Raw genomic sequence first — 20,361 nt, forward strand, 5'->3', positions numbered from 1 at the left:
CAAGAAGGGAAGAAAGAAAGAAATAAGGGCGGGCGGCGAGCAATGCAACCGCGGCGCATGAACGCAATGGTGCTTGCCGCCGCCGCACAAGTACAGTCAAGTGTGTCGATAGTAGGTATTAAGTCAACGCGGTCATAACAGCCTTGCGATACGCCGGACGCTGTTGCAACCGTGCGTACCAGGCTTGCAGGTGAGGCAGCGGCGCACGCTCGATCGGCATCTCGAACCAGGCATAAATGAAACTGCCGAGCGCAATGTCGCCCATGCCGATCTCGTCACCGGACAGGTAGGGTTTGGTCGCCAACGCCTGATCGGCCATTGCCAGCAAGCCGTCGCACTCCTTGATCGCAGCCTTGATGGCGGACCAGTCCTGCTGATCTGCCGGAGTGCGCAAAACGCCCCAGAATACGGTGCGGAACGGACCGGCGAAACTGGAAGTGGTCCAGTCCATCCACTTGTCAGCGGTAGCGCGCGCTTGCACACCCGCCGGATACCACGCGCTATCCGGCGCATGTTTGGCCAGCAGGTAACGGACGATGGCGTTGGATTCCCACAGCACGAATCCGTCGTCTTCGATCACCGGCACGCGGCCATTGGGGTTCATGGCGCGGTACTCAGGCGTATCGACAACACCGAAGGCACCACCCGCGTCGATGGCTTCATAAGCCAGCCCCAACTCCTCGGCGGCCCACAACGGCTTTCGCACATTCGATGAATTTTTCCGACCCCAGATCTTCAGCATGACCGCCTCTCGATTGATGAATGCGCAGGCAGCATACGCCGGATCAGGCGCGACTCAAATCGCTCTGCATGTCCCCCAGCAGTGGCGACAGTTGTTCGCCGAACAGATGCGGGTAGCACTTTTCCAGGTGCTCGAAAAAGAACGCTTCAGGCACATCGGCAAACTGGCCGTGATCGACGAGGTACTCCATCAGTTTCTCTCCATCGCGGTTGAACGGGTGGAAAACGCTGTCGTTGATGCCATCGAATTCCAGCGGCGCCACATTGAACAGTTCGCAGAGTTTCTGGTTGAACGCGGGGGTCGCCTTGACCCAGCGATCCTGCAGGTAGAACTCGGTGTAACCGTGCATGGCGAACATGTCGCTCTTGAGCAGTTCGAGCAGGCGCGGCGTCGACAAATGATTGCGCACGTCAGCCAGGCCGATCCGCGCCGGGATGCCGCAATGCCGCGCAGCACCGGCGAGCAACGTGGCTTTGGGTACGCAGTAACTCTCCCCCGTGGCCAGCGCGTAACTGCCGCACAAGGTCTGCGGATCGCGACTGAAGGTGTACGGGTTGTAGCGCACCACTTCGCGTACGGCGTAATAAAGACTGATCGCCTGCTCGATCGGGTCGCGACTGCTGCCACGGTGTTTTTCGGCGAACTCCACCACCGAGGGGTGGTCACTATCGATGAAGCGGCCGGGGCTTAGGTACTCGTGCATGCGGGCGATCTCCTGGGGGAACCCCGAGTCTAGCGAGAGGTTCAGCACAGAGATAACGACGTTTCGGCCAAATATGGACGCTTTGCCGCCCGTTCAATGAACGATTTCCCAGGCCCATTGCCAACCGGGCCTACAAAAATCATCCGGGGTTTCCCACGATTTCAATCACCTCGCTCTGACCACCCCGATTAACGGATGCCGTCTAAGCTCTGTGGGTTGGTTCGCCCTGGTTTCACGGAGGATTAAATATGCTGCTGTTGTGGATACTGGTTCTGCTTGTCGGGATAGCTTATTTAGCCCACCGTCGCATCGCGCCACTGCCTGCCCTGGGCATCGTGGCTGTCTACCTGCTGGCAATGGGCATCTTCAGTCATGCACCGGGCTGGCTGTTGCTGATTTTCTGGGTACTGACCGCCGCCGTGGCGGCACCGCTGCTATTGCCTGATCTGCGTCGCAAGCTTTTCAGCGCGCCGATGTTCAACTGGTTCCAGAAAACCCTGCCGCCCATGTCGCAGACCGAACGCGATGCTATCGAAGCGGGCACTGTCTGGTGGGATGGCGAACTGTTCAGCGGGCGCCCGGACTGGAACAAACTGCTGTCCTACCCCAAAGCACAACTGAATGAAGAAGAGCAGGCCTTCATTGATGGCCCGACCGAAACCCTCTGCGGCATGGTCAGCGACTGGCAACTCGGTCAAACCATGGACTTGCCGGAGGAGGCCTGGACGTATATCAAGGATCAGGGTTTCTTCGCCTTGATCATTCCGAAGGAATTTGGCGGCAAGGGCTTCTCGGCCTACGCCCACTCGCAAGTGGCGATGAAACTGGCGAGCCACAGCGGCGACCTCGCCTCCACCGTGATGGTCCCCAACTCCCTCGGCCCCGCCGAACTGCTGCTGCATTACGGCACCGATGAACAACGCAACCATTACCTGCCACGTCTGGCGCGCGGCGACGATATTCCGTGTTTCGCCCTCACCGGCCCCTTGGCCGGCTCCGACGCTGGCGGCATGCCCGACACCGGCGTGATCTGCAAAGGTGAATGGGAAGGCCAGGAAACCCTCGGCCTGCGCCTGAACTGGGAAAAACGGTACATCACCCTTGGCCCGGTAGCCACCCTCCTCGGCCTCGCGTTCAAGGCCTACGACCCGGACCATCTGCTGGGTGATAAAGAAGATCTGGGCATCAGCCTCGCGCTGATTCCCACCGATCTTCCCGGCGTGGAAATCGGCCGTCGCCACCTGCCGCTGGGCGCGGCTTTCATGAACGGCCCGAACTCTGGCAAAGACGTTTTCGTCCCGCTGGAATTCCTCATCGGCGGCCAGGAAATGCTCGGCAAGGGTTGGATGATGCTGATGAATTGCCTGTCGGTCGGGCGTTCGATTTCCCTGCCGGCAGTGGGCACCGGCATGGCCAAGTTCACCAGCCTGGTGACCGGCCAGTACGCGCAGATTCGCGAACAGTTCAACGTGCCGATTGCCGCGTTCGAAGGTATTCAGGAAGCGATGGCGCGCATCGGCGGCAATGCCTGGATGATGGATGCCGCGCGGATGCTGACCGCCAACGCGGTGGACCTCGGCGAAAAGCCGTCGGTGCTGTCGGCGATTCTCAAGTACCACCTCACCGAACGTGGCCGCGAGTGCATCAGCCATGCGATGGACGTGCACGGTGGCAAGGCGATCATCGAGGGACCGAACAACTACCTCGCACGCAAATGGAGCGGTGCGCCGATTTTCATCACCGTGGAAGGTGCGAACATTCTCTCGCGCAACCTGATGATCTTCGGCCAGGGTGCGATTCGCTGCCATCCTTTCGTGCTCAAGGAAATGGCCCTTGCCACCCGCGAGGACAAGGATCAGGCGCTGGTCGAGTTCGACGGCCTGCTGCTCAGGCACATCGGGTTTGCCGTGGGTAACGCGGCCAGCACGCTGGTGCTGAATCTCGGTTTCGGTCATCTGGAACATACGCCGGGCGACAAGCTCAGCCAGGGTTATTTCCGCGCCCTCAACCGTCAGGCGGCTGCGTTTGCCTTGCTTGCCGACCTCAGCATGATGTTGCTGGGCGGCGAACTGAAACGCCGTGAACGCCTGTCGGCGCGCTTGGGTGATGTGCTGAGCAACATGTATCTGGCCAGTGCCGCGCTCAAGCGTTACAACGACCTCGACGCGCCGGAATACATGGAACCGCTGTTTACCTGGGCCATGGAAGAAAGCCTCGGCCAGGCCGAACGGGCCATGGATGAATTGCTGAACAACTTCCCGAACAAAGTGCTGGCGTGTCTGTTGCGGGTGATCGTGTTCCCGTTCGGTCGTCGCCACAAAGGACCTTCCGACAAGCTGGGTGCACAAGTCGCTGCGGTCATCGGTCGAGCCGAGGGCGATCCTGCGCTGGAGGAAGTTCTGCTCGGTTGCTATCGCCCGCAATCCGAGGAGGACCCGGTTGGCGCCCTGCAACATGCCTGCAACCTGTTGAGCGCCGCACAACCGCTACAGAAAAAACTGCATGTGGCGCTCAAGAGCGGTCAGGTCAAACCGGTCGCTGGCGAGCCTGTCATCGATGCCGCGCTGGAGGCTGGGGTGTTGCAACCCGTGGAAGCTCAAACCCTGCGCGAAGCCGAGGCGGCGCGGCGCAAGGTGATCGATGTCGATGACTTCGACAAAGATGAGCTTGCAATAGCACAAGGGAAGGTCCGCTGATCTACCCAAGCATGTAAAAACGGGCGCAGGAGCTTTATACTCCCGCGCCCGTTTTGCTCTTGAGGACTTATCTCGTGTCCAACATCGTTGCCGATCATCTCGTATTGCTCGACCACCTGCGCAGCATCCTGGTCGCCGTAGGTGAGGCCGAACAGGTTCCCGACGAAAGCCATGCCTTGTTCCTGGAGCGCTTCGACGAACTGCTTGGATTGCTGCCGGTCGACCCGATCGAAAGCCAGTACTTGGGCCAGGAAATTCTGTGCCAGGTGATCACCCGCTACCCGCAAATCGCCCACCTGGTCCCGCGCGACCTGCTGTGGTACTTCGCCGGTGACTGCCTGCACTACATGCCCGATGATGAAATCGACCTGTATCAGGCGCTGGAAGAACGTCGCTTCGAAGCCGAACAGAACGACGAACCGTTTGACTGGAATCAGGAAAAACAGCTGCTGGCGTTGTCGAACCAGGACAGCAAGCACTGATCTGAAAGATGTAATGAAAAAGGCCCGCATGGTGAACATGCGGGCCTTTTTTGTATTTCCGGGCAGATCAAAAGATCGCAGCCTTCGGCAGCTCCTACATTGGAATGCGTACCTTCTGTAGGAGCTGCCGAAGGCTGCGATCTTTTGATCTTTATTCAGAACAATCCGTCACTCTCGGGCAACTCATATTCCGATACGGCCGTCATCAGATTGCCCGACTTGCCTGGCTTGCCCAAAGTCGGCTCCTTGGCCAGGCACTCCACCAGGTAATCGATCATTACCCGTATTTTGGGAGGCAGGTATCGGGTTGGCGAATGCAGCAACCAGGCGCCTCCGTGGTACGACGCCAAAAAGGTCCAGTCCGGCAAAACCTGCACCATCAACCCTTTTTCCAGGGCACGGCGCGCTGTGAAATACGGCAGGCTGCCAATGCCGATGTGCTGCAATACCGCGCCAAAACGGACACCCGTGTGATTGGCGGCATATCGCCCGCGTACGCCGACGGTGACCGATTTGCTGCCTTTCTTGAATTTCCAGCGCGCATCGCTCGGGGTTTCACCCAGATAAATGCAGCTATGGTTGAGCAAGTCATGGGGGTGAGTCGGCGTTCCGTGTTCAGCCAGATACTCCGGAGTCGCGCATAGCAAATGGTCGATCGTCAGCAACTGCCGCCCCACCAGCCCCGCAGGCGGCCGATCGGTGATGCGAATCGCCAGGTCGACGTGATCGTCGATCAAATCCACCTGACGATCCTCAAGCAACAGCTCCACATCCACTTTGGGATACCGGCGCAAAAACTCCGGCATATGCGGGTGAATCACGATTCGGCCCACCGCTTTCGGCACGCTGATACGCACCACGCCCTCCGGTTCATCAGTGAACTGGCCGCTGATTTCCATGACTGAGCGAGCGGCGTTGACCATCTCCTGACAACGTTTGAATACCTCCTCGCCACCATCGCTCAAACGCAACTTACGCGTGGTTCGCTGCAGCAGGCGTGTGGCGAGGGCTTTCTCCAGCCGCGAAATACTGCGGCTGACCGCCGAGGGTGAAGAGCCTAACTGGCGAGCTGCCTCGGAAAAGCTCCCGGTCTCGACAACCTTGACGAAAATCGCCATCTCACCCAGCAGCGGCAGTGGAAGATTTATGCTCACAACGCAACAGTCCTTTGATGTTTGAACGGATTATCACGCTATTCGACGCTTCATATAATAAAAAATAGAAATTTGATTACGAGCATGGAACATGACGCTTCGCCTCTTTTTCCATAGTGATGACCTCAAGGCCAACGTGGAAGTCCTGGAATGTACGCCCCACGAGAACGAATTCGCCGTGGTGTTGCGCGCAACATTGTTCCACCCCCAAGGCGGCGGACAGCCCTGTGACACTGGCTGGATCGGCGAAAGCCAAGTGTTGCGAGTCGTCCAGGACCCGGACCGGATCATTCATTTTGTCGACCGCCCGGTAAAAACCGGCATGACCCGGATCTGCGTCGACGAACAACGTCGCCAGCTCAACACGCGCCTGCATTCCGCCGGCCATCTGATCGGGCACTTCGTCCAGGCCATGGGCTGGATGCCGATCAAGGGCCATCACTGGCCTGGCGAAGGACGCGTGCAGTTCAAGCCTTCCGAATCGGCGCAGGAAGTTGAAGTCCAGACCCTGCAACACGGCATTCAACAGTGGATCGCCCACGACCTGCCGCGCCTGACGTCGCTGCGCGAAGGCGCGCGGGAAATCGGCTTTGGTGAACTCCCCGCCTACGGTTGCGGTGGCACCCATGTACGTAGCCTGAAGGATCTGGGCACGGTCACGATCGAATCCCTTTCGCAAAAGAAAGGGACGCTGTCCGTCCACTACCACGTGGATTGAGCCTTTGGACAATGGCGTCAATGCCATTGCCCGACGCCGGGGGGAGCCTGCATTCGCAGGCTTCGTCGACTCTCTGATAGATGGACCTAAGACATGATGCTAGACGTCGAATGTCTCGATGAGACGTGCATAAAAAAGCTGGCCAACGAAGAAGTCCTCGCCATCCGCATCAAAGGCTGGTTGCCCTCGCCATTGCCGATCCAGATCGGCGACAAAATCCTCGCGCCGGGCTTTGAAGGCTATATCAACGCGCCGAGCATCGGCCGTATCGGCATGGCGTTTTACGAGGCGGAAAACCAGCCACTGCTGATCGAGGATTACTTCGAACGCGCCACCCGCAACATCGCGGAACTGCGCAACCGTTGCGCGCCCTACGCGTCTCCGGTCGATACCCTGCGCTGCATGCTCGACGAGTCCTGGCCGGCCGGTGCGCAACTGGAAAACCTCTACGGCCGCAAGATGTATGTCGGCCTCTCCCGCGTCGTGAAACCCGGCGTGTGTTTTCTCGCCCATCACGACATTTTCGCCAAGGACGCCCCGGACAGCTTTCAAGCCAGAAGCCTGGAAGCGCAGTTCGCCTGCAATGTTTACCTGAACATGCCCGCCGAGGGCGGCGCACTGCAGATATGGGATGACGACATTTCCCCGGAACAGTTCGATGAAATGCGCGGCGACAGTTACGGCATCGACCCGACGCTGCTGGGAACTCCGACGCTGGAAATTCTTCCCGCGCCCGGGGATTTCATCATGTTCAATTCACGCCGCATGCACTCGGTAACTCCGGGTGTGGCCGATCCACGCTTGAGCCTTTCTTTCTTCGTCGGCTATCGCGGCACTGCTTCCCCCCTGACCTTCTGGAGTTGAGATGCTTTCGAATTACCTGGGCGAGTTCCTGGCGCTGGCGACCATCCATTTCCTGGCCGTGGTCGCTCCCGGACCGGACTTCGCCGTAACAATCCGCCAGAGCGTGCGTTTCGGCCGTTGGGTGGGAATCTGCACGGCGCTGGGCATCGGCGCCGGTATTTCCGTGCATGTGCTGTACACCTTGCTGGGCGTCGGCGCATTGATGCACACCACCCCTTGGCTACTGACGGTGGCCAAGGTCGTGGGCGGTGCCTACATTCTTTACTTGGGCGTGAGCCTGTTGCGCAGCCAGCCAAAAACCGTTCTGGAAGGCGAAAAAGACTCGAATGAACCGGTCGTTGAACAAACACTGCTGAAGGCGTTTACCACTGGTTTCCTGACCAACGCCACCAACCCCAAGGCGACCCTGTTTTTCCTGGCGATTTTCACCACCCTAATCAGTGCTACGACACCGCTGCAGATTCAGGCGCTGTACGGCGTGTGGATGTGCTTTGTGAATGCTTTGTGGTTTGTGATTGTGGCGCTGTTTTTTTCCAATCCCCGGATCAGATTGCTGTTCATGCGCATGGGGCATTGGTTTGAACGGACCATGGGTGTGATTCTGATTTTGCTTGCGGGGCGGTTGATGTTGTCGATGTAAAAACTGCCGACACGAAAAAGGCCCGCACAGTCAGACTGGCGGGCCTTTTTAATGCCTCAAATATGGATACAGCGTGATCATCCGTCGGTTACGTGGAAAAACTGTCAACTCTGACAGTAGTCATGCAGCGGATCCAAGCGTGTAGTGAGAACTCGAAACCTTTGGCGTTCAGGGCAAGCCGCCCCGGCAGAAGGGAGCTCAGCTATGCCTGTATTACACCAACCGCCTCAAGGCCCACAACGAACTCACTACGCTCACCTCCCTGATTTTGTTCAGGCACGCATCGAAAGCCACTCCGTGGGGCGCGTACAGCAGAGATGGGCAGGCCAACATTTGCTGCGCGGCGCCATTCCCGGCCCGGATGCTCTGCATTTGTCGAGCAATGACTATCTGTGTCTGGCAACGGAGAAGCAATTGATCGAAGCCCAGGCACAAGCGGTACTTCAGACACGACACCAACTCTTGATGTCCGCTGTTTTTCTACACGGGGATACTCCGATGACCAGGCTTGAGCACAGACTGGCTCGGTTCATGGGGGCACAGGACAGCATTCTTTGCCAATCAGGATGGGCGGCGAATGTGGGGCTGCTGCAGGCCATCGCCGGCAGGGACATTCCGGTGTATCTGGATATCCATGCACATATGTCGCTCTGGCAAGGTGCGCATGCCGCCCATGCACATGCAATCGTGTTTGCGCACAACGATGCCGATCATGCGGAGCGGCAGATAAAGAAGCACGGTCCAGGCGTCATTGCTGTCGATGCGATCTACAGCACTAACGGCAGTCTTTGCCCTTTGGAAGACTTCGCTGATGTTGCGCATCGCCTTGGCTGCGTCTTGGTCGTCGATGAATCCCATTCACTTGGAACCCACGGCCCACACGGCGCGGGATTGGTCGCGCAGCATTACTTGTTCGACAAGGTCCATTTCCAGACTGTCAGCCTGGCAAAGGCCTTCGCCGGGCGAGCAGGCCTGATTACTTGTCCCGGCAGTTTCAAGGACTACTTTGCCATGGAGTCCTATCCCGCCATTTTCAGCTCAAGTCTGCTTGATCACGAATTGATCTGGTTCGAACAGGCTGCTGATTTTCTACAGCATGCTGACGAGCGCCGTAACAGGCTGCATGCAATTACCCGTCGAACAAGGTCTGCACTCATGCAGTTGGGGTATGACATGAGCACAGGATCCGAACAGATCGTTGCGCTGGAGCCTGGGCTGGAGTTATTGACCCTTCGTCTCAGGGACGCGTTACAAGCACGAGGTATATTCGGCTCAGTCTTCTGCTCTCCGGCAACCGGGCTCAATCGTTCGTTAGTAAGATTCTCGATGAATTCCGGCCTCAGCGATGAGGATGTTGATCGCTTCATACAAGCCTGTAGTGATATTCGGGATGAAGTCGGATTAAAAGGGTGGAGGCGCTCTTCATCAACCAATAAGCTGATAACGCGTTGAACGCAAAAAGCCCGCACAGTCAGACTGGCGGGCCTTTTAATGCTGCATATACAAATCGCGCACAAACAAAAACGCCGCTCAATGAGCGGCGTTTTTGTTAAATATGGAGCGGGAAACGAGACTCGAACTCGCGACCCCGACCTTGGCAAGGTCGTGCTCTACCAACTGAGCTATTCCCGCAAATGGCGTCCCCTAGGGGACTCGAACCCCTGTTACCGCCGTGAAAGGGCGGTGTCCTAGGCCACTAGACGAAGGGGACACGCTGCCCGGAACACATGGTGTGTGTTTCGGTGCCCAGATCCGCATCCGAAGACTTGGTTCTGGTTTCACTCAGCCTTGCCCGAAAGCAACGCTGTTTAAAAATGGAGCGGGAAACGAGACTCGAACTCGCGACCCCGACCTTGGCAAGGTCGTGCTCTACCAACTGAGCTATTCCCGCAATGGCGTCCCCTAGGGGACTCGAACCCCTGTTACCGCCGTGAAAGGGCGGTGTCCTAGGCCACTAGACGAAGGGGACACACTACAACATTCACTCCCTGCTTCGTTTCGCTGTGTGCTTTACGCTGCAAGTGGCGCGCATTCTATGGATGGATTGAGAGGTCGTCAACCCCCTGATATAAATTTATTTAAATCAATGACTTCGCCCTGCTTTCAGGCACCAATCCGGATTTTCCGCCGCCCGGTGTTTGGCGCCTATATTCTGACACTCGCCAAGGCGTTATAGTCGGCGCCATCAATGATGGCAATATGCTTCTTGGATGCCAGCATTTATATAAGCAGACAGCTGCCGATACAGATTGAGCCACATCGATCCAACTCGTCGAGCGGCCCTAGGCGCTTATATAGCAAGCCACTACACTCGCACGCGAACCCTAAAAAGAGGTCTTACCGGTGACACCACTCATGATCACCCTGCTCGTCGTAGCCGGGATCGCATTATTGATCGCCATTGGCTACATCAACCATGTGGTGGAAAACAATAAGCTGGAAAGGGCCCGTACCAAGGTTGAACTCAACGATCGTCTGCGTCGTTGCGGTGAGATCACCGAGACCTTCCCCGGCCAATTGATGACACCGGCGCTCAAGCTGCTGCTGACGCGTCTGGAACTGAATGTTTGCCAACGCCTGCTGAACCTGGAAAAGACCAGTTCCAACCTCAAGGCACGGATTACCGAACTGGAAGCTCTGGTGGGCCAAGGCGAATCGATCCCGGTCAACAACCCGCCGGCGCCGATTCAGACCGAAGCCAAGGCCAAGGACGTGCGCTTCCTCCTTGAAGCCTTGCACGGCCAGATCACCCGCGCCGCACAGGACGGCTTCCTGCCGCCCAACGAAGCCAAGCGCTGGATCCGCGAGGTCCGCCATATTCTGGTGCTGCTGCACATCGAGTTCTTCAACAACCTTGGCCAGCACTCCCTGCAGCAGAACCAGCCCGGCCAGGCGCGCCTGGCGTTCGAGCGTGGTGCGCAATACCTGCGCAAACAGCAGGAACCACAGATGTACGCCGAGCAGCTGGAATACCTGGAAAAACTCCTGGCCCGCGCCAACGCCCAAGTCATGGACCGCATTGCTCCGGTAGAAGGCGAAGTGAACCAACTGACCGAAGGCCTCAAGGACGTCGAGGCGGATGCGGACTGGAAGAAGAAAGTGATCTACGACTGACCAGCGACAAAAGAGAAAGCCACCGGGAGGTGGCTTTTTTTGGGTTGGATTTAGAGGATGTAGACATCCAAGTGAAATACGTTGGCATTCAGGTCGTCATCGCCAGCAGGCTGGCTCCTAAAGTTTGAATGAGGGGCATCAGGAAGGGATTGGTCGGCTGTAAGGCCGCCATCGCTGGCAAGCCAGCTCCCACAGTGGTTTGGGGTGCACTTATGCTCTTCACCACTCAACAGGCCGAGCGTTAGCTCGCCTGCCGCTTTTGATCCACCCGCCCCATCGGCAGGCTGAGTGGAGGCGTTTATCCGGGGGTGGGCGCGTAGCGCCGTGCGGCGAAGCCGCACACATCGAGAGGAGGTCGTCGCGAAGCAGACCGGAGGCGATGCCCCCGGATGAATGCCGGAGCGAAGGAACACCGAGCCCTGGCGAGGGGCCGTACGTAAGGGGCGAGCGTTTTTTGCTTCCTTTTTTAGGCGCTTGTAAAAAAGGGAGTCGCCGTAAGGGCGAAACCATAAGCCGCCATTACCGCAGCAACGGATATGTACTCAATCAAAAAAGCTCAAAGCTCAAAGCCTGAAATGCCCCACCATCCCCTTCAACTCAACCCCCAACTGCGCCAGCTCGATACTCGACGCCGCATTCCCCTGCATCGCTAGTGAAGACTGATCAGCACTGGCCCGAATACTCGTGACACTGCGATTGATCTCCTCGGCCACCGAACTCTGCTCCTCGGCGGCCGCCGCGATCTGCTGGTTCATCTGCTGAATCAACGACACCGCTGCCGCGATACTGCCCAACGCACTCTCGGTCTGCAGCGCATCACTGACCGCCAGTTTCACCAACTCGCCACTGTTCTGGATCTGCTGCACCGACGCCTGCGCCGCCGAGCGCAAGGCGCTGACCAGTCGCTCGATTTCCTCGGTCGATTGTTGAGTCCGTTTGGCCAGCGCCCGCACTTCATCAGCCACCACCGCAAAGCCCCTGCCCTGCTCGCCGGCCCGTGCGGCCTCGATGGCCGCATTGAGCGCCAGCAGGTTGGTTTGTTCTGCGACACTTTTGATCACGCCAAGCACCGTGCCGATGTTCTGGATTTCCGCGCTCAGGCTTTCAATGCTCGAACTGGCCGATGTAGCCGAATCCGCCAGTTGCTCGATCCGCGCCATGCTCTGGCGCACCACATGCTGACCGCTTTCAACCTTGCCATCCGCCGTTTGCGCCGCCACGGCGGCTTCCTCGGCGTTGCGCGCGACATCGTGTACCGTGGCCGTCATCTGGTTCATCGCGGTGGCGACCTGCTCGGTTTCTTCCTTCTGGCTGCTGACTTCGAGGTTGGTCTGTTCAGTCACCGCCGAAAGCGAATGCGCTGAAGTCGCCAGTTGCTCGATGCCCGCCTGCAAGCCGCTGACGATATGGCTCAGCCCCACACCCATCTGTTGCATGGCTTGCATCAACTGACCAATCTCGTCGCGGCGGGTAACTTCGATCGTCCCGCTCAAATCCCCCGAGGCGATCTGTTGCGCGACAGAAATCACACTGCGCAGCGGCCCCACAATCAACCGGGTGATGACCCACGCGGCAATCAGCCCGACCAGCAACGCCAGCGCGGAGGAGCCAATAATCAGCAGCGAATTCTTTTTCAGCTCTGCCTGCATCGACTGGTCTTCAGCGACATAGGCCTGATCCACCCGCTCCACCACCTGGGCAGCGCGTTGATGCAATTGCTGATAGACGGTTTTTTCCTGCTCCAGCAGGCCGGTGTATTCGGTGAGCTTGTCGCTGAAACTGGAGATATGGCCGATCACTTCATTGAGGACGGTCTGGTAGCCCTCATCCTTGACCGTGGTTTTCAGTTGTTCAGCCTGGGTCAGTGCCTGACTGGCCTGCTCGATCTTGCCTTGCCCCGCGCTGTCGTCGCCCTTGCGGCTCTGATCCAGACGCACGCGCGCTTCGTTCATGGCTTGCAGCATCAACCGGGAGACCTGACTGACCTGGTTGGCTTGCTCGACGAATTGCGCGCCGTCCTTGCCCTCGGAATCCTTCAGCGTATAGGTGCCGTCATCGGCAAGCCCGGCCTGCAACACGTCAAGGTTGTTGGCCACGCTGGACACCGACCAACTGGCCATTTCCAGTGCGAGGTCCTTGGCCTGACTGAGCGAAACAAACTCGTCGAATGCCTTGCGATAGGCGCCGAGGGACTGTTCGACATCATTCATCACCGGCACATTCGCCGCAGACGCGGCCTTGAGTTCGTTCGCCAGGGCGATCAAGCCGTCGACACCTTGGTGCAGGGCTTCGACGGTTTTCGGGTTGCCGTGCAAGGCATACTCCTGCTCCAGCAGGCGCACCTTCAGCAGACCGCTGTTGAGCGACGACATCTGCTTGAGCCCGTCGAAACGATGGCTGATGGTTTGCAGGGACCAGACGCCGATGGCCGCCACCAGGGCAGTCAACAACAGCACCAGTAGAAACCCGATACCCATTTTTTTTGCCATACCGAGGTTGGCAAAACGTCCTTGCGCGGCCGAAATCATTGCACTTAGTCCCCTGCCATTATCTGTAGACGCAGATTCGCAACGGGCCTGTGGCAACACAAGTCTCTGGCGTCGGAATAATGGCAAAAAGCTACGCCTGCGTCGTTTTCAGAACGCTTGAGGTCGATCCCGAGCGGTGGCCTGAAAAAATGCCCGCGCTCGCGGATCACAGGCACACGCCACATTGATGCGCAGCCATTCATTGGCCGCGCCGGCGGGATCAAATGCCGTCGCCGATGACAGCTCGACGCCGAACCGTCGGGCCTGTATTCGCACCTGAGCGTAGTCCGACATCCGCGACCGCGCCCAGATGAACAGACCTCCCGTGGGCTTGCCGAAAACCTCCCATTCGGCGTCTTCGAGCTGCTGCAATGCCGCTTGTCGATCGGTGTTCAAGCGCTGCCGCTGGCGCTGCACCAATTTGCGATAGGCGCCATTGGCCAACAGGCAGGCCAGCACTGACTCGCAAAATCTTGAGGCGCCCATGCTGCTGATCATCTTGACCTCGGCCAGTCGCGCGATCACCTCGGTGCTGGCCACCACAAAACCGACTCGCAGGGAGCTGCTGAGGGTTTTGGAATAGCTTCCAACGTAGATCACGCAGTCATCCAGTGCCGCGAGGCGCTTGCCGGGGCCATTGTGCAAGTCTGCATAGACGTCGTCCTCGATCACCAGCACACCGTGCTCTTTCGCCAGTTGCAGCACCTGCTGCGCCACCCCTGCCGTCAGGCTGCAGCCGGTAGGGTTATGGTGGAAGCTATTGATGAACAGTCCGCGCGGCCGGTGCTTCAGCAGCAACGCTGCCAGCGCTGCAACGTCCGGCCCCTGCGGCGTTCGTGGTACTTCGAGCATGCTGACACCGTGCAACCTGAGCAGATCGAACAGCATGGGGTAACCGGGGTTTTCCACCACCACGCTTTCACCCGGTTTGAACAACGCTCGCACGATCAAATCCAGGGCCTGGCTGGCACCCGAGGTCGTCAGGATTTGACTGTCCTCAACGCTGATATCCAGCCGTTTCAGGCGCTTGAGAATTTGCCCGCGCAAGGCAGGCAAACCCAGCGGCGTGCTGTAGTTGAACAGGCCGGCCATGTCGGTGCGACTGACCTGACGGATCGCGTAAGCCAGATCGTCCGTTTCACGCCAGCTTTCGGGCAGCCCTCCACCACCCAGTTGCAACTCACACGAGGACCCGCCCTCCTTGTCTTCAGCGCCTTCGAGCCACACAGCCTCCGTATGCGCAATCGCAGCTGTGGCCGCCACGACAAAACCAGCGCCATGACGCGACGCCAGCACCCCCTGCGCGACAAGACGCTCACAGGCCTCGACGACACAAGACTGACTGAGCAGGTTGATCCGCGCGATTTGTCGTACCGAAGGCAATCGCGCACCCGGCTCCAAACCATTGCAACGGAGCCAACAGGTTAGCGCTTCGACAATTTGCTGTATGACCGGCACGGGGGCCTGTCGATCGATTCTCAATTCCATGAGCAAGAAAACTCCTGTGCATTCTGCGCGAAGCAGTTAATCACAGGAGCGCTCCAAGGGATGTGCGACAACGCCGCCAAAACCCTTGGTTTTAACCATTTGAAACACACTGCCGGGATGCTCAAGGCAAACAAAAAACCTGTGGGAGCGAGCTTGCTCGCGATGACGGCGGCACATCCAACATCGATGTGACAGACATACCGTCATCGCGAGCAAGCTCAGCTCCTACAGGTTTCGTGTTTACTCTGGATTTAGTGTCTCGTTTTAAAACGCCGTCACACCACCATCCACAGCCAGCGAATGCCCCGTGGTGAATGCAGCACCGTCGCTGCACAGGTACAGCACCGCGCTGGCGATTTCCTCGACCTTGCCGATGCGACCCACCGGGTGCATGGCGTTGGCGAATTCGCCTTTCTTCGGGTCGGCTTCATAGGCGCGGCGGAACATGTCGGTGTCGATCACCGCCGGGCATACGGCATTGACGCGGATTTTTTTCTTCGCGTATTCGATGGCGGCGGATTTGGTCAGGCCGATCACCGCATGTTTGGAGGCGGCATAGATGCTCATCTTCGGCGCAGCGCCAAGCCCCGCCACCGAGGCCGTGTTGACGATCGCGCCGCCACCCTGTGCCAGCAGCAACGGCAACTGGTATTTCATGCACAGCCATACACCTTTGACGTTGACGCCCATGATCGCATCGAACTCGTCGACAGTACCCTCGGCCAACTTGCCCTTCTCGATCTCGATGCCGGCATTGTTGAAGGCATAGTCGAGGCGGCCGTAGGTATTGACCACTTCATCCATCAGATTCTTTACATCGCTTTCCAGCGTAACGTTGCAACGCACGAAGGTCGCTTCGCCGCCCGCCGTACGAATCAGCGCCACGGTACCTTCGCCGCCCGCCGTGTCCATGTCGGCCACCACCACTTTCAGACCTTCAGCGGCGAACGCCTGGGCAGTTGCCCGGCCGATACCATTGGCGGCGCCCGTGACTACGGCGACCTGGCCGGAAAACGTCATGCTCATTGTTAAGTCCTCGAAGAGAAGTTTTGCGGGGGATCGCGTTTTTTCCCAGTCTAGCCACAGCTACCCATGACGCGGCAGCACTATCAGAAGGCCGGTTGGGTGCCCATGAGTTGCAGTGATGGAACTGCCGTACCAACTATCACTGCACTGGATCAGCCTGCATTCGCCGCATCAGCCAAACTTGCGGCATCGTCCATGAAGGTCTATCAACAAGGCTTCATTCATCTTGAGTGCCTGCCATGACTTCACAGACCAATCGCCAGTTCCTGCTCGCCAAACGCCCGGTGGGCGCCGCGACCCGCGAGACATTCACTTATCAGGAAGTACCGGTCGGCGAACCGGCGGCAGGTCAGATCCTGGTCAAGAACGAATACCTGTCCCTGGACCCGGCCATGCGTGGCTGGATGAACGAAGGCAAGTCCTACATTCCACCGGTCGGTCTTGGTGAGGTGATGCGCGCGCTGGGTGTAGGCAAAGTCATCGCTTCGAACAATCCGGGCTTCGCGGTCGGCGACTACGTCAACGGCGCCTTGGGTGTGCAGGATTACTTCCTCGGAGAGCCACGCGGTTTCTACAAGGTCGATCCGAAACTGGCACCACTTCCGCGCTATCTGTCCGCACTGGGCATGACCGGCATGACCGCTTACTTCGCCCTGCTCGATGTCGGCGCGCCAAAGGCCGGTGACACCGTGGTGTTGTCGGGTGCAGCCGGTGCGGTGGGCAGCATTGCCGGGCAGATCGCCAAGATCAAAGGATGTCGGGTGGTCGGCATCGCTGGCGGCGCGGACAAATGCAAGTTCCTGATCGACGAACTGGGTTTTGACGGCGTCATCGACTACAAGAACGAAGATGTGATCGCCGGCCTCAAGCGTGAATGCCCGAAAGGTGTCGACGTGTATTTCGATAACGTCGGCGGCGACATTCTCGACGCGGTGCTGAGCCGTCTGAACATGAAGGCGCGAGTAGTGATTTGCGGCGCCATCAGCCAGTACAACAACAAGGAAGCGGTCAAAGGCCCGGCCAACTACCTGTCACTGCTGGTCAACCGCGCGCGCATGGAAGGCTTTGTGGTGATGGACTACGCGGCACAGTTCGCCTCTGCCGGCCAGGAAATGGCTGGCTGGATGGCCAAGGGGCAGCTCAAGAGCAAGGAAGATATCGTCGAAGGCCTGGAGACCTTCCCGGAGACGCTGATGAAATTGTTCAGCGGGGAGAATTTCGGGAAATTGGTGTTGAAGGTTTAAAGCAAAAGATCAAAAGATCGCAGGCTGCGCCAGCTCCTACATGGGATTGGATTCCCCTGTAGGAGCTGGCGCAGCCTGCGATCTTTTTACGCCAGTTCGGCCACCACCGAAGCCAACGCCTTGGCCGGATCGGCCGCCTGGCTGATCGGACGGCCGATCACCAGATAGTCGGAACCGGCGTCCAGCGCCTGACGCGGGGTCAGGATGCGGCGTTGGTCGTCCTGGGCGCTGCCCGCCGGACGAATCCCCGGGGTCACCAGTTGCAGCGACGGGTGCGCCGATTTCAGGGCCTGGGCTTCCAGGGCCGAGCACACCAGACCATCCATCCCGGCTTTTTCCGCCAGTGCGGCCAGGCGCAGCACCTGCTCCTGCGGCTCGATATCCAGGCCGATGCCCGCCAGATCCTCACGCTCCATACTGGTCAGCACGGTCACGCCGATCAGCAACGGCTGCGGGCCGCTGCGCTTGTCCAGCACTTCACGGCAGGCCGCCATCATGCGCAGGCCACCGGAGCAGTGCACGTTGACCATCCACACGCCCATCTCCGCTGCCGCTTTAACGGCCATGGCGGTGGTGTTCGGAATATCGTGGAACTTGAGGTCCAGGAACACTTCGAAACCCTTGTCGCGCAAGGTGCCGACGATTTCCGAGGCGCAGCTGGTGAAGAGTTCTTTACCGACTTTGACCCGGCACAGCTTCGGGTCCAACTGATCGGCCAGCTTCAGTGCGGCGTCACGGGTGGGGAAATCCAGGGCGACGATGATGGGAGTCTGGCAGGCGGACATGAGTGGGCTCTCAGGCAAGTCGAAATCGGCGCGCATTGTAGCGGAACCAAGGGCGCTGCGGGACCCGATGATCGGTAAATCGTCGATAACGCTCAGGCAAGACTAGCCTTTGCAGCAATTGTGTCGAGCTCGGTACATTCCCGACACGCCCACAACACCCTCGCCCGCTACCCTCGCCACCCGCAATACGTCCTTACAACAGCACTTCCCGCCTCCGGGCCGGACGCCTATGCTGAAACCACAACCTCGCAGCCCATCTTTGTGGTTGGCAGCTACCTGGCAGATGAATGCACGCATGCACAACACCCAAGCTCCCGTGAACGACGATCAAAAAGCACTCGGCGACGACAAACGCTGGAGCATTCGCGCCCTGATCGTCGACGATGACGTCCCGATCCGCGAACTGATGATCGACTACCTGGCCCGGTTCAACATCCACGCCAGCGGCGTCACCGATGGCGCCGCCATGCGCCAGGCCATGCAAGCGGAGCATTTCGACGTGGTGGTCCTCGACCTGATGCTGCCTGGCGAAGACGGCCTGTCGCTGTGCCGCTGGCTGCGTGCCGAGTCGGACATCCCGATCCTGATGCTCACCGCCCGCTGCGAACCCACCGACCGGATCATCGGCCTGGAACTGGGCGCCGACGACTACATGGCCAAGCCGTTCGAGCCACGAGAACTGGTGGCGCGTATCCAGACCATCCTGCGCCGAGTGCGCGATGACCGTAGCGAACAACGGGCGAACATCCGTTTCGACAACTGGCGCCTGAACAGCGTGCTGCGCCAATTGATCGCCGCCGATGGCCTGGTGGTACCGCTGTCGAATGCCGAATTCCGCCTGCTCTGGGTGTTCATCGAGCGTCCACGCCGGGTCTTGAGCCGCGAACAATTGCTGGACGCCGCCCGAGGTCGTTCGATCGAAGCCTTCGATCGCAGCATTGACCTGCTGGTGTCGCGCTTGCGGCAGAAACTCGGTGACGATCCGAAAGCACCACAACTGATCAAAACCGTACGCGGTGAAGGCTACCTGTTCGATGCGCGAGACATCGGCTGATGCGCGGGCGCTTCGATACGCTATTCGGTCGCCTGTTTGGCGTGCTGCTGATCGCGATTATCCTGGCGCACCTGCTGGCGTTTGCCTGGTTTCACTATTACGGCCCGCCACCTCCGCCACCACCACCAGAGTTTTCCGAAGAGTTCGACGGACAGCCTCCGCCAGTGGACCCGCGTTTCAAAAACCGTTCACCACGACCGTGGTTTGGCGGTCCGGTGGTGCCGCTGACCTTTCAACTGATCTCGCTGATCATCGCGGCCTGGTACGGCGCCAAACTGCTGAGCCGGCCGATCCAGCGCCTGAGCGACGCCGCCGAACGCCTGAGTGAAAACCTCGACAGCGAACCTCTCGACGAATCCGGCCCGCGGGAGGCGCGGCAGGCGGCCCATACCTTCAACAAGATGCAGCGCCGAATCATCGAGCAGGTCAAGCAACGCTCACGAATGCTCGGCGCGGTGTCCCACGACCTGCGCACGCCGCTGTCACGGTTGAAGCTACGGCTGGAACAGATCGACGACAATAAACTGCAAGGCCAGATGCGCCAGGATCTGGACGACATGATAAGCATGCTCGACGCCACCCTCACCTATCTGCACGAGCAACGCACCAGCGAGGCGCCGCAATGGATGGATGTGCAGGCACTGGTCGAGTCGCTGAGCGAAAACGCCCAGGACCAGGGCGCCGATGTTCAGGCCAGCGGCCATTGTGCGCCCCTGCAAGTGCAACCGATGGCGTTGCGCTCCTGCGTCAACAACCTGCTGGACAATGCCTTGCGCTATGCCGGGCAGGCGCTGATAACGCTGGAAGACCATCGTGAACAATTGATCATCCGGGTCATCGACCACGGACCGGGAATTGCGGCGGAACAACGCGAAGCGGTGTTTGAACCGTTCTTCCGTCTGGAGGGCTCGCGTAATCGAAATTCGGGGGGCGTTGGTCTGGGGATGACCATTGCTCGTGAGGCGGCTGAGCGCTTGGGCGGGCAATTAAGCCTGGAAGATACGCCGGGAGGCGGGCTGACCGCGATCATCCGCCTGCCGCGAACCTGAATATCGCGGCGATCCACTGTAGGAGTGAGCCTGCTCGCGATGGCGTAGTGTCAGCCAACATACATGTTAATGAC

18 protein-coding genes, 4 tRNA genes and 1 pseudogene are annotated in these 20,361 nt (G+C 59.0%); 11 read left to right on the forward strand and 12 right to left on the reverse strand.

The genetic code is table 11. From position 1 onward, the window contains the following. Positions 1-118: 118 nt before the first annotated feature. Both ACM110_RS16630 and ACM110_RS16635 read right to left on the reverse strand, forming a co-directional pair. Positions 119-742, reverse strand: a complete 624-nt coding sequence (locus tag ACM110_RS16630; protein ID WP_416128633.1) for a glutathione S-transferase family protein — start codon at positions 740-742, stop codon at positions 119-121. A 43-nt stretch (positions 743-785) separates the two neighbouring features. Continuing rightward, positions 786-1,445, reverse strand: coding sequence for a transglutaminase-like domain-containing protein (locus tag ACM110_RS16635; protein ID WP_416128634.1), 660 nt, complete (start codon positions 1,443-1,445; stop codon positions 786-788). Between the two features lie 248 nt (positions 1,446-1,693). Between ACM110_RS16635 and ACM110_RS16640 the strand changes: the two genes are divergently transcribed. Both ACM110_RS16640 and ACM110_RS16645 read left to right on the forward strand, forming a co-directional pair. Next, entirely contained in the window at positions 1,694-4,141 is a 2,448-nt protein-coding gene (locus tag ACM110_RS16640; protein WP_416128635.1) for an acyl-CoA dehydrogenase, read from the forward strand. A 74-nt stretch (positions 4,142-4,215) separates the two neighbouring features. Continuing rightward, positions 4,216-4,623, forward strand: a complete 408-nt coding sequence (locus tag ACM110_RS16645; RefSeq protein ID WP_416128636.1) for a PA2817 family protein — start codon at positions 4,216-4,218, stop codon at positions 4,621-4,623. Positions 4,624-4,778: 155 nt separating this feature from the next. On the opposite strand, the gene ACM110_RS16650 is transcribed toward ACM110_RS16645, so the two are convergent. Next, positions 4,779-5,777: a LysR family transcriptional regulator gene (locus ACM110_RS16650; protein ID WP_416128637.1), complete on the reverse strand. Its 999-nt coding sequence runs from the start codon at positions 5,775-5,777 to the stop codon at positions 4,779-4,781. A gap of 91 nt (positions 5,778-5,868) precedes the next feature. Between ACM110_RS16650 and ACM110_RS16655 the strand changes: the two genes are divergently transcribed. The 4 genes from ACM110_RS16655 (at position 5,869) to cqsA (ending at position 9,451) form a co-directional block, all read left to right on the forward strand. Then, positions 5,869-6,495 (forward strand): alanyl-tRNA editing protein, encoded by a 627-nt coding sequence (locus ACM110_RS16655; protein ID WP_416128638.1) that lies wholly within the window; start codon positions 5,869-5,871, stop codon positions 6,493-6,495. A 93-nt stretch (positions 6,496-6,588) separates the two neighbouring features. Next, entirely contained in the window at positions 6,589-7,359 is a 771-nt protein-coding gene (locus ACM110_RS16660; RefSeq protein WP_416128639.1) for a 2OG-Fe(II) oxygenase, read from the forward strand. Between the two features lies 1 nt (position 7,360). Beyond that, on the forward strand, positions 7,361-7,999 hold the full coding sequence (locus tag ACM110_RS16665; protein ID WP_416128640.1) for a LysE family translocator: 639 nt from the start codon (positions 7,361-7,363) through the stop codon (positions 7,997-7,999). A gap of 204 nt (positions 8,000-8,203) precedes the next feature. Beyond that, positions 8,204-9,451, forward strand: a complete 1,248-nt coding sequence (gene cqsA, locus ACM110_RS16670) for an alpha-hydroxyketone-type quorum-sensing autoinducer synthase (protein WP_416128641.1) — start codon at positions 8,204-8,206, stop codon at positions 9,449-9,451. Positions 9,452-9,555: 104 nt separating this feature from the next. Here the strand turns inward: cqsA and ACM110_RS16675 are convergent. The 4 genes from ACM110_RS16675 to ACM110_RS16690 form a co-directional block, all read right to left on the reverse strand. After that, positions 9,556-9,631 (reverse strand) — tRNA-Gly (locus ACM110_RS16675). Positions 9,632-9,634: 3 nt separating this feature from the next. After that, positions 9,635-9,710: transfer RNA gene (locus ACM110_RS16680), tRNA-Glu, on the reverse strand. Positions 9,711-9,814: 104 nt separating this feature from the next. Beyond that, positions 9,815-9,890, reverse strand: a tRNA-Gly gene (locus ACM110_RS16685). A gap of 2 nt (positions 9,891-9,892) precedes the next feature. Further along, positions 9,893-9,968, reverse strand: a tRNA-Glu gene (locus ACM110_RS16690). 386 nt (positions 9,969-10,354) lie between these two features. Between ACM110_RS16690 and ACM110_RS16695 the strand changes: the two genes are divergently transcribed. Continuing rightward, positions 10,355-11,113, forward strand: a complete 759-nt coding sequence (locus ACM110_RS16695) for a hypothetical protein (protein WP_416128642.1) — start codon at positions 10,355-10,357, stop codon at positions 11,111-11,113. A gap of 563 nt (positions 11,114-11,676) precedes the next feature. Here ACM110_RS16695 and ACM110_RS16700 read toward each other — a convergent pair. The 3 genes and pseudogenes from ACM110_RS16700 to ACM110_RS16710 form a co-directional block, all read right to left on the reverse strand. Beyond that, a complete protein-coding gene (locus ACM110_RS16700) occupies positions 11,677-12,558 on the reverse strand; it encodes a methyl-accepting chemotaxis protein (RefSeq protein ID WP_416128681.1) in 882 nt (293 codons plus the stop codon). Continuing rightward, positions 12,547-13,641 (reverse strand): annotated as a pseudogene (locus ACM110_RS16705) (HAMP domain-containing protein); the annotation flags it as partial. The pseudogene ACM110_RS16705 and the gene ACM110_RS16700, both read right to left, overlap by 12 nt. Before the next feature lie 108 nt (positions 13,642-13,749). Next, positions 13,750-15,129 (reverse strand): PLP-dependent aminotransferase family protein, encoded by a 1,380-nt coding sequence (locus ACM110_RS16710; RefSeq protein WP_416128643.1) that lies wholly within the window; start codon positions 15,127-15,129, stop codon positions 13,750-13,752. A 60-nt stretch (positions 15,130-15,189) separates the two neighbouring features. On the opposite strand from ACM110_RS16710, the gene ACM110_RS16715 reads away from it, so the two are divergent. After that, positions 15,190-15,321 carry a hypothetical protein gene (locus tag ACM110_RS16715; protein WP_416128644.1) on the forward strand — a complete coding sequence of 44 codons (132 nt, stop codon included), beginning with the start codon at positions 15,190-15,192 and terminating at the stop codon, positions 15,319-15,321. A 72-nt stretch (positions 15,322-15,393) separates the two neighbouring features. On the opposite strand, the gene ACM110_RS16720 is transcribed toward ACM110_RS16715, so the two are convergent. Next, positions 15,394-16,155: an SDR family oxidoreductase gene (locus tag ACM110_RS16720; protein WP_150631761.1), complete on the reverse strand. Its 762-nt coding sequence runs from the start codon at positions 16,153-16,155 to the stop codon at positions 15,394-15,396. Between the two features lie 239 nt (positions 16,156-16,394). Here ACM110_RS16720 and ACM110_RS16725 point away from each other — a divergent pair, with 239 nt between their 5' ends. Continuing rightward, positions 16,395-17,399 carry an NADP-dependent oxidoreductase gene (locus ACM110_RS16725; RefSeq protein WP_416128645.1) on the forward strand — a complete coding sequence of 335 codons (1,005 nt, stop codon included), beginning with the start codon at positions 16,395-16,397 and terminating at the stop codon, positions 17,397-17,399. A gap of 86 nt (positions 17,400-17,485) precedes the next feature. On the opposite strand, the gene pyrF is transcribed toward ACM110_RS16725, so the two are convergent. Continuing rightward, a complete protein-coding gene (pyrF, locus tag ACM110_RS16730; RefSeq protein WP_172668695.1) occupies positions 17,486-18,184 on the reverse strand; it encodes an orotidine-5'-phosphate decarboxylase in 699 nt (232 codons plus the stop codon). 295 nt (positions 18,185-18,479) lie between these two features. Between pyrF and ACM110_RS16735 the strand changes: the two genes are divergently transcribed. Both ACM110_RS16735 and ACM110_RS16740 read left to right on the forward strand, forming a co-directional pair. Continuing rightward, entirely contained in the window at positions 18,480-19,238 is a 759-nt protein-coding gene (locus ACM110_RS16735; RefSeq protein WP_416128646.1) for a response regulator, read from the forward strand. Further along, entirely contained in the window at positions 19,238-20,287 is a 1,050-nt protein-coding gene (locus tag ACM110_RS16740; protein WP_416128647.1) for a sensor histidine kinase, read from the forward strand. Before ACM110_RS16735 ends, ACM110_RS16740 begins: the two co-directional genes overlap by 1 nt. Positions 20,288-20,361 lie beyond the last annotated feature (74 nt).

This window comes from Pseudomonas sp. NFX98 (genome assembly GCF_047784845.1).
Taxonomy (GTDB): Bacteria; Pseudomonadota; Gammaproteobacteria; order Pseudomonadales; family Pseudomonadaceae; genus Aquipseudomonas.

What these genes read in the sequence shown, in the direction of transcription:
- ACM110_RS16630 (WP_416128633.1), bottom strand. Translation starts at nt 742, where the DNA reads ATGCTGAAGATCTGGGGTCGGAAAAATTCATCGAATGTGCGAAAGCCG.
- ACM110_RS16635 (WP_416128634.1), bottom strand. Translation starts at nt 1,445, where the DNA reads ATGCACGAGTACCTAAGCCCCGGCCGCTTCATCGATAGTGACCACCCC.
- ACM110_RS16640 (WP_416128635.1), top strand. Translation starts at nt 1,694, where the DNA reads ATGCTGCTGTTGTGGATACTGGTTCTGCTTGTCGGGATAGCTTATTTA.
- ACM110_RS16655 (WP_416128638.1), top strand. Translation starts at nt 5,869, where the DNA reads ATGACGCTTCGCCTCTTTTTCCATAGTGATGACCTCAAGGCCAACGTG.
- ACM110_RS16660 (WP_416128639.1), top strand. Translation starts at nt 6,589, where the DNA reads ATGATGCTAGACGTCGAATGTCTCGATGAGACGTGCATAAAAAAGCTG.
- ACM110_RS16665 (WP_416128640.1), top strand. Translation starts at nt 7,361, where the DNA reads ATGCTTTCGAATTACCTGGGCGAGTTCCTGGCGCTGGCGACCATCCAT.
- cqsA (WP_416128641.1), top strand. Translation starts at nt 8,204, where the DNA reads ATGCCTGTATTACACCAACCGCCTCAAGGCCCACAACGAACTCACTAC.
- ACM110_RS16695 (WP_416128642.1), top strand. Translation starts at nt 10,355, where the DNA reads ATGATCACCCTGCTCGTCGTAGCCGGGATCGCATTATTGATCGCCATT.
- ACM110_RS16700 (WP_416128681.1), bottom strand. Translation starts at nt 12,558, where the DNA reads ATGCAAGCCATGCAACAGATGGGTGTGGGGCTGAGCCATATCGTCAGC.
- ACM110_RS16710 (WP_416128643.1), bottom strand. Translation starts at nt 15,129, where the DNA reads ATGGAATTGAGAATCGATCGACAGGCCCCCGTGCCGGTCATACAGCAA.
- ACM110_RS16715 (WP_416128644.1), top strand. Translation starts at nt 15,190, where the DNA reads ATGTGCGACAACGCCGCCAAAACCCTTGGTTTTAACCATTTGAAACAC.
- ACM110_RS16720 (WP_150631761.1), bottom strand. Translation starts at nt 16,155, where the DNA reads ATGAGCATGACGTTTTCCGGCCAGGTCGCCGTAGTCACGGGCGCCGCC.
- ACM110_RS16725 (WP_416128645.1), top strand. Translation starts at nt 16,395, where the DNA reads ATGACTTCACAGACCAATCGCCAGTTCCTGCTCGCCAAACGCCCGGTG.
- pyrF (WP_172668695.1), bottom strand. Translation starts at nt 18,184, where the DNA reads ATGTCCGCCTGCCAGACTCCCATCATCGTCGCCCTGGATTTCCCCACC.
- ACM110_RS16735 (WP_416128646.1), top strand. Translation starts at nt 18,480, where the DNA reads ATGCACAACACCCAAGCTCCCGTGAACGACGATCAAAAAGCACTCGGC.
- ACM110_RS16740 (WP_416128647.1), top strand. Translation starts at nt 19,238, where the DNA reads ATGCGCGGGCGCTTCGATACGCTATTCGGTCGCCTGTTTGGCGTGCTG.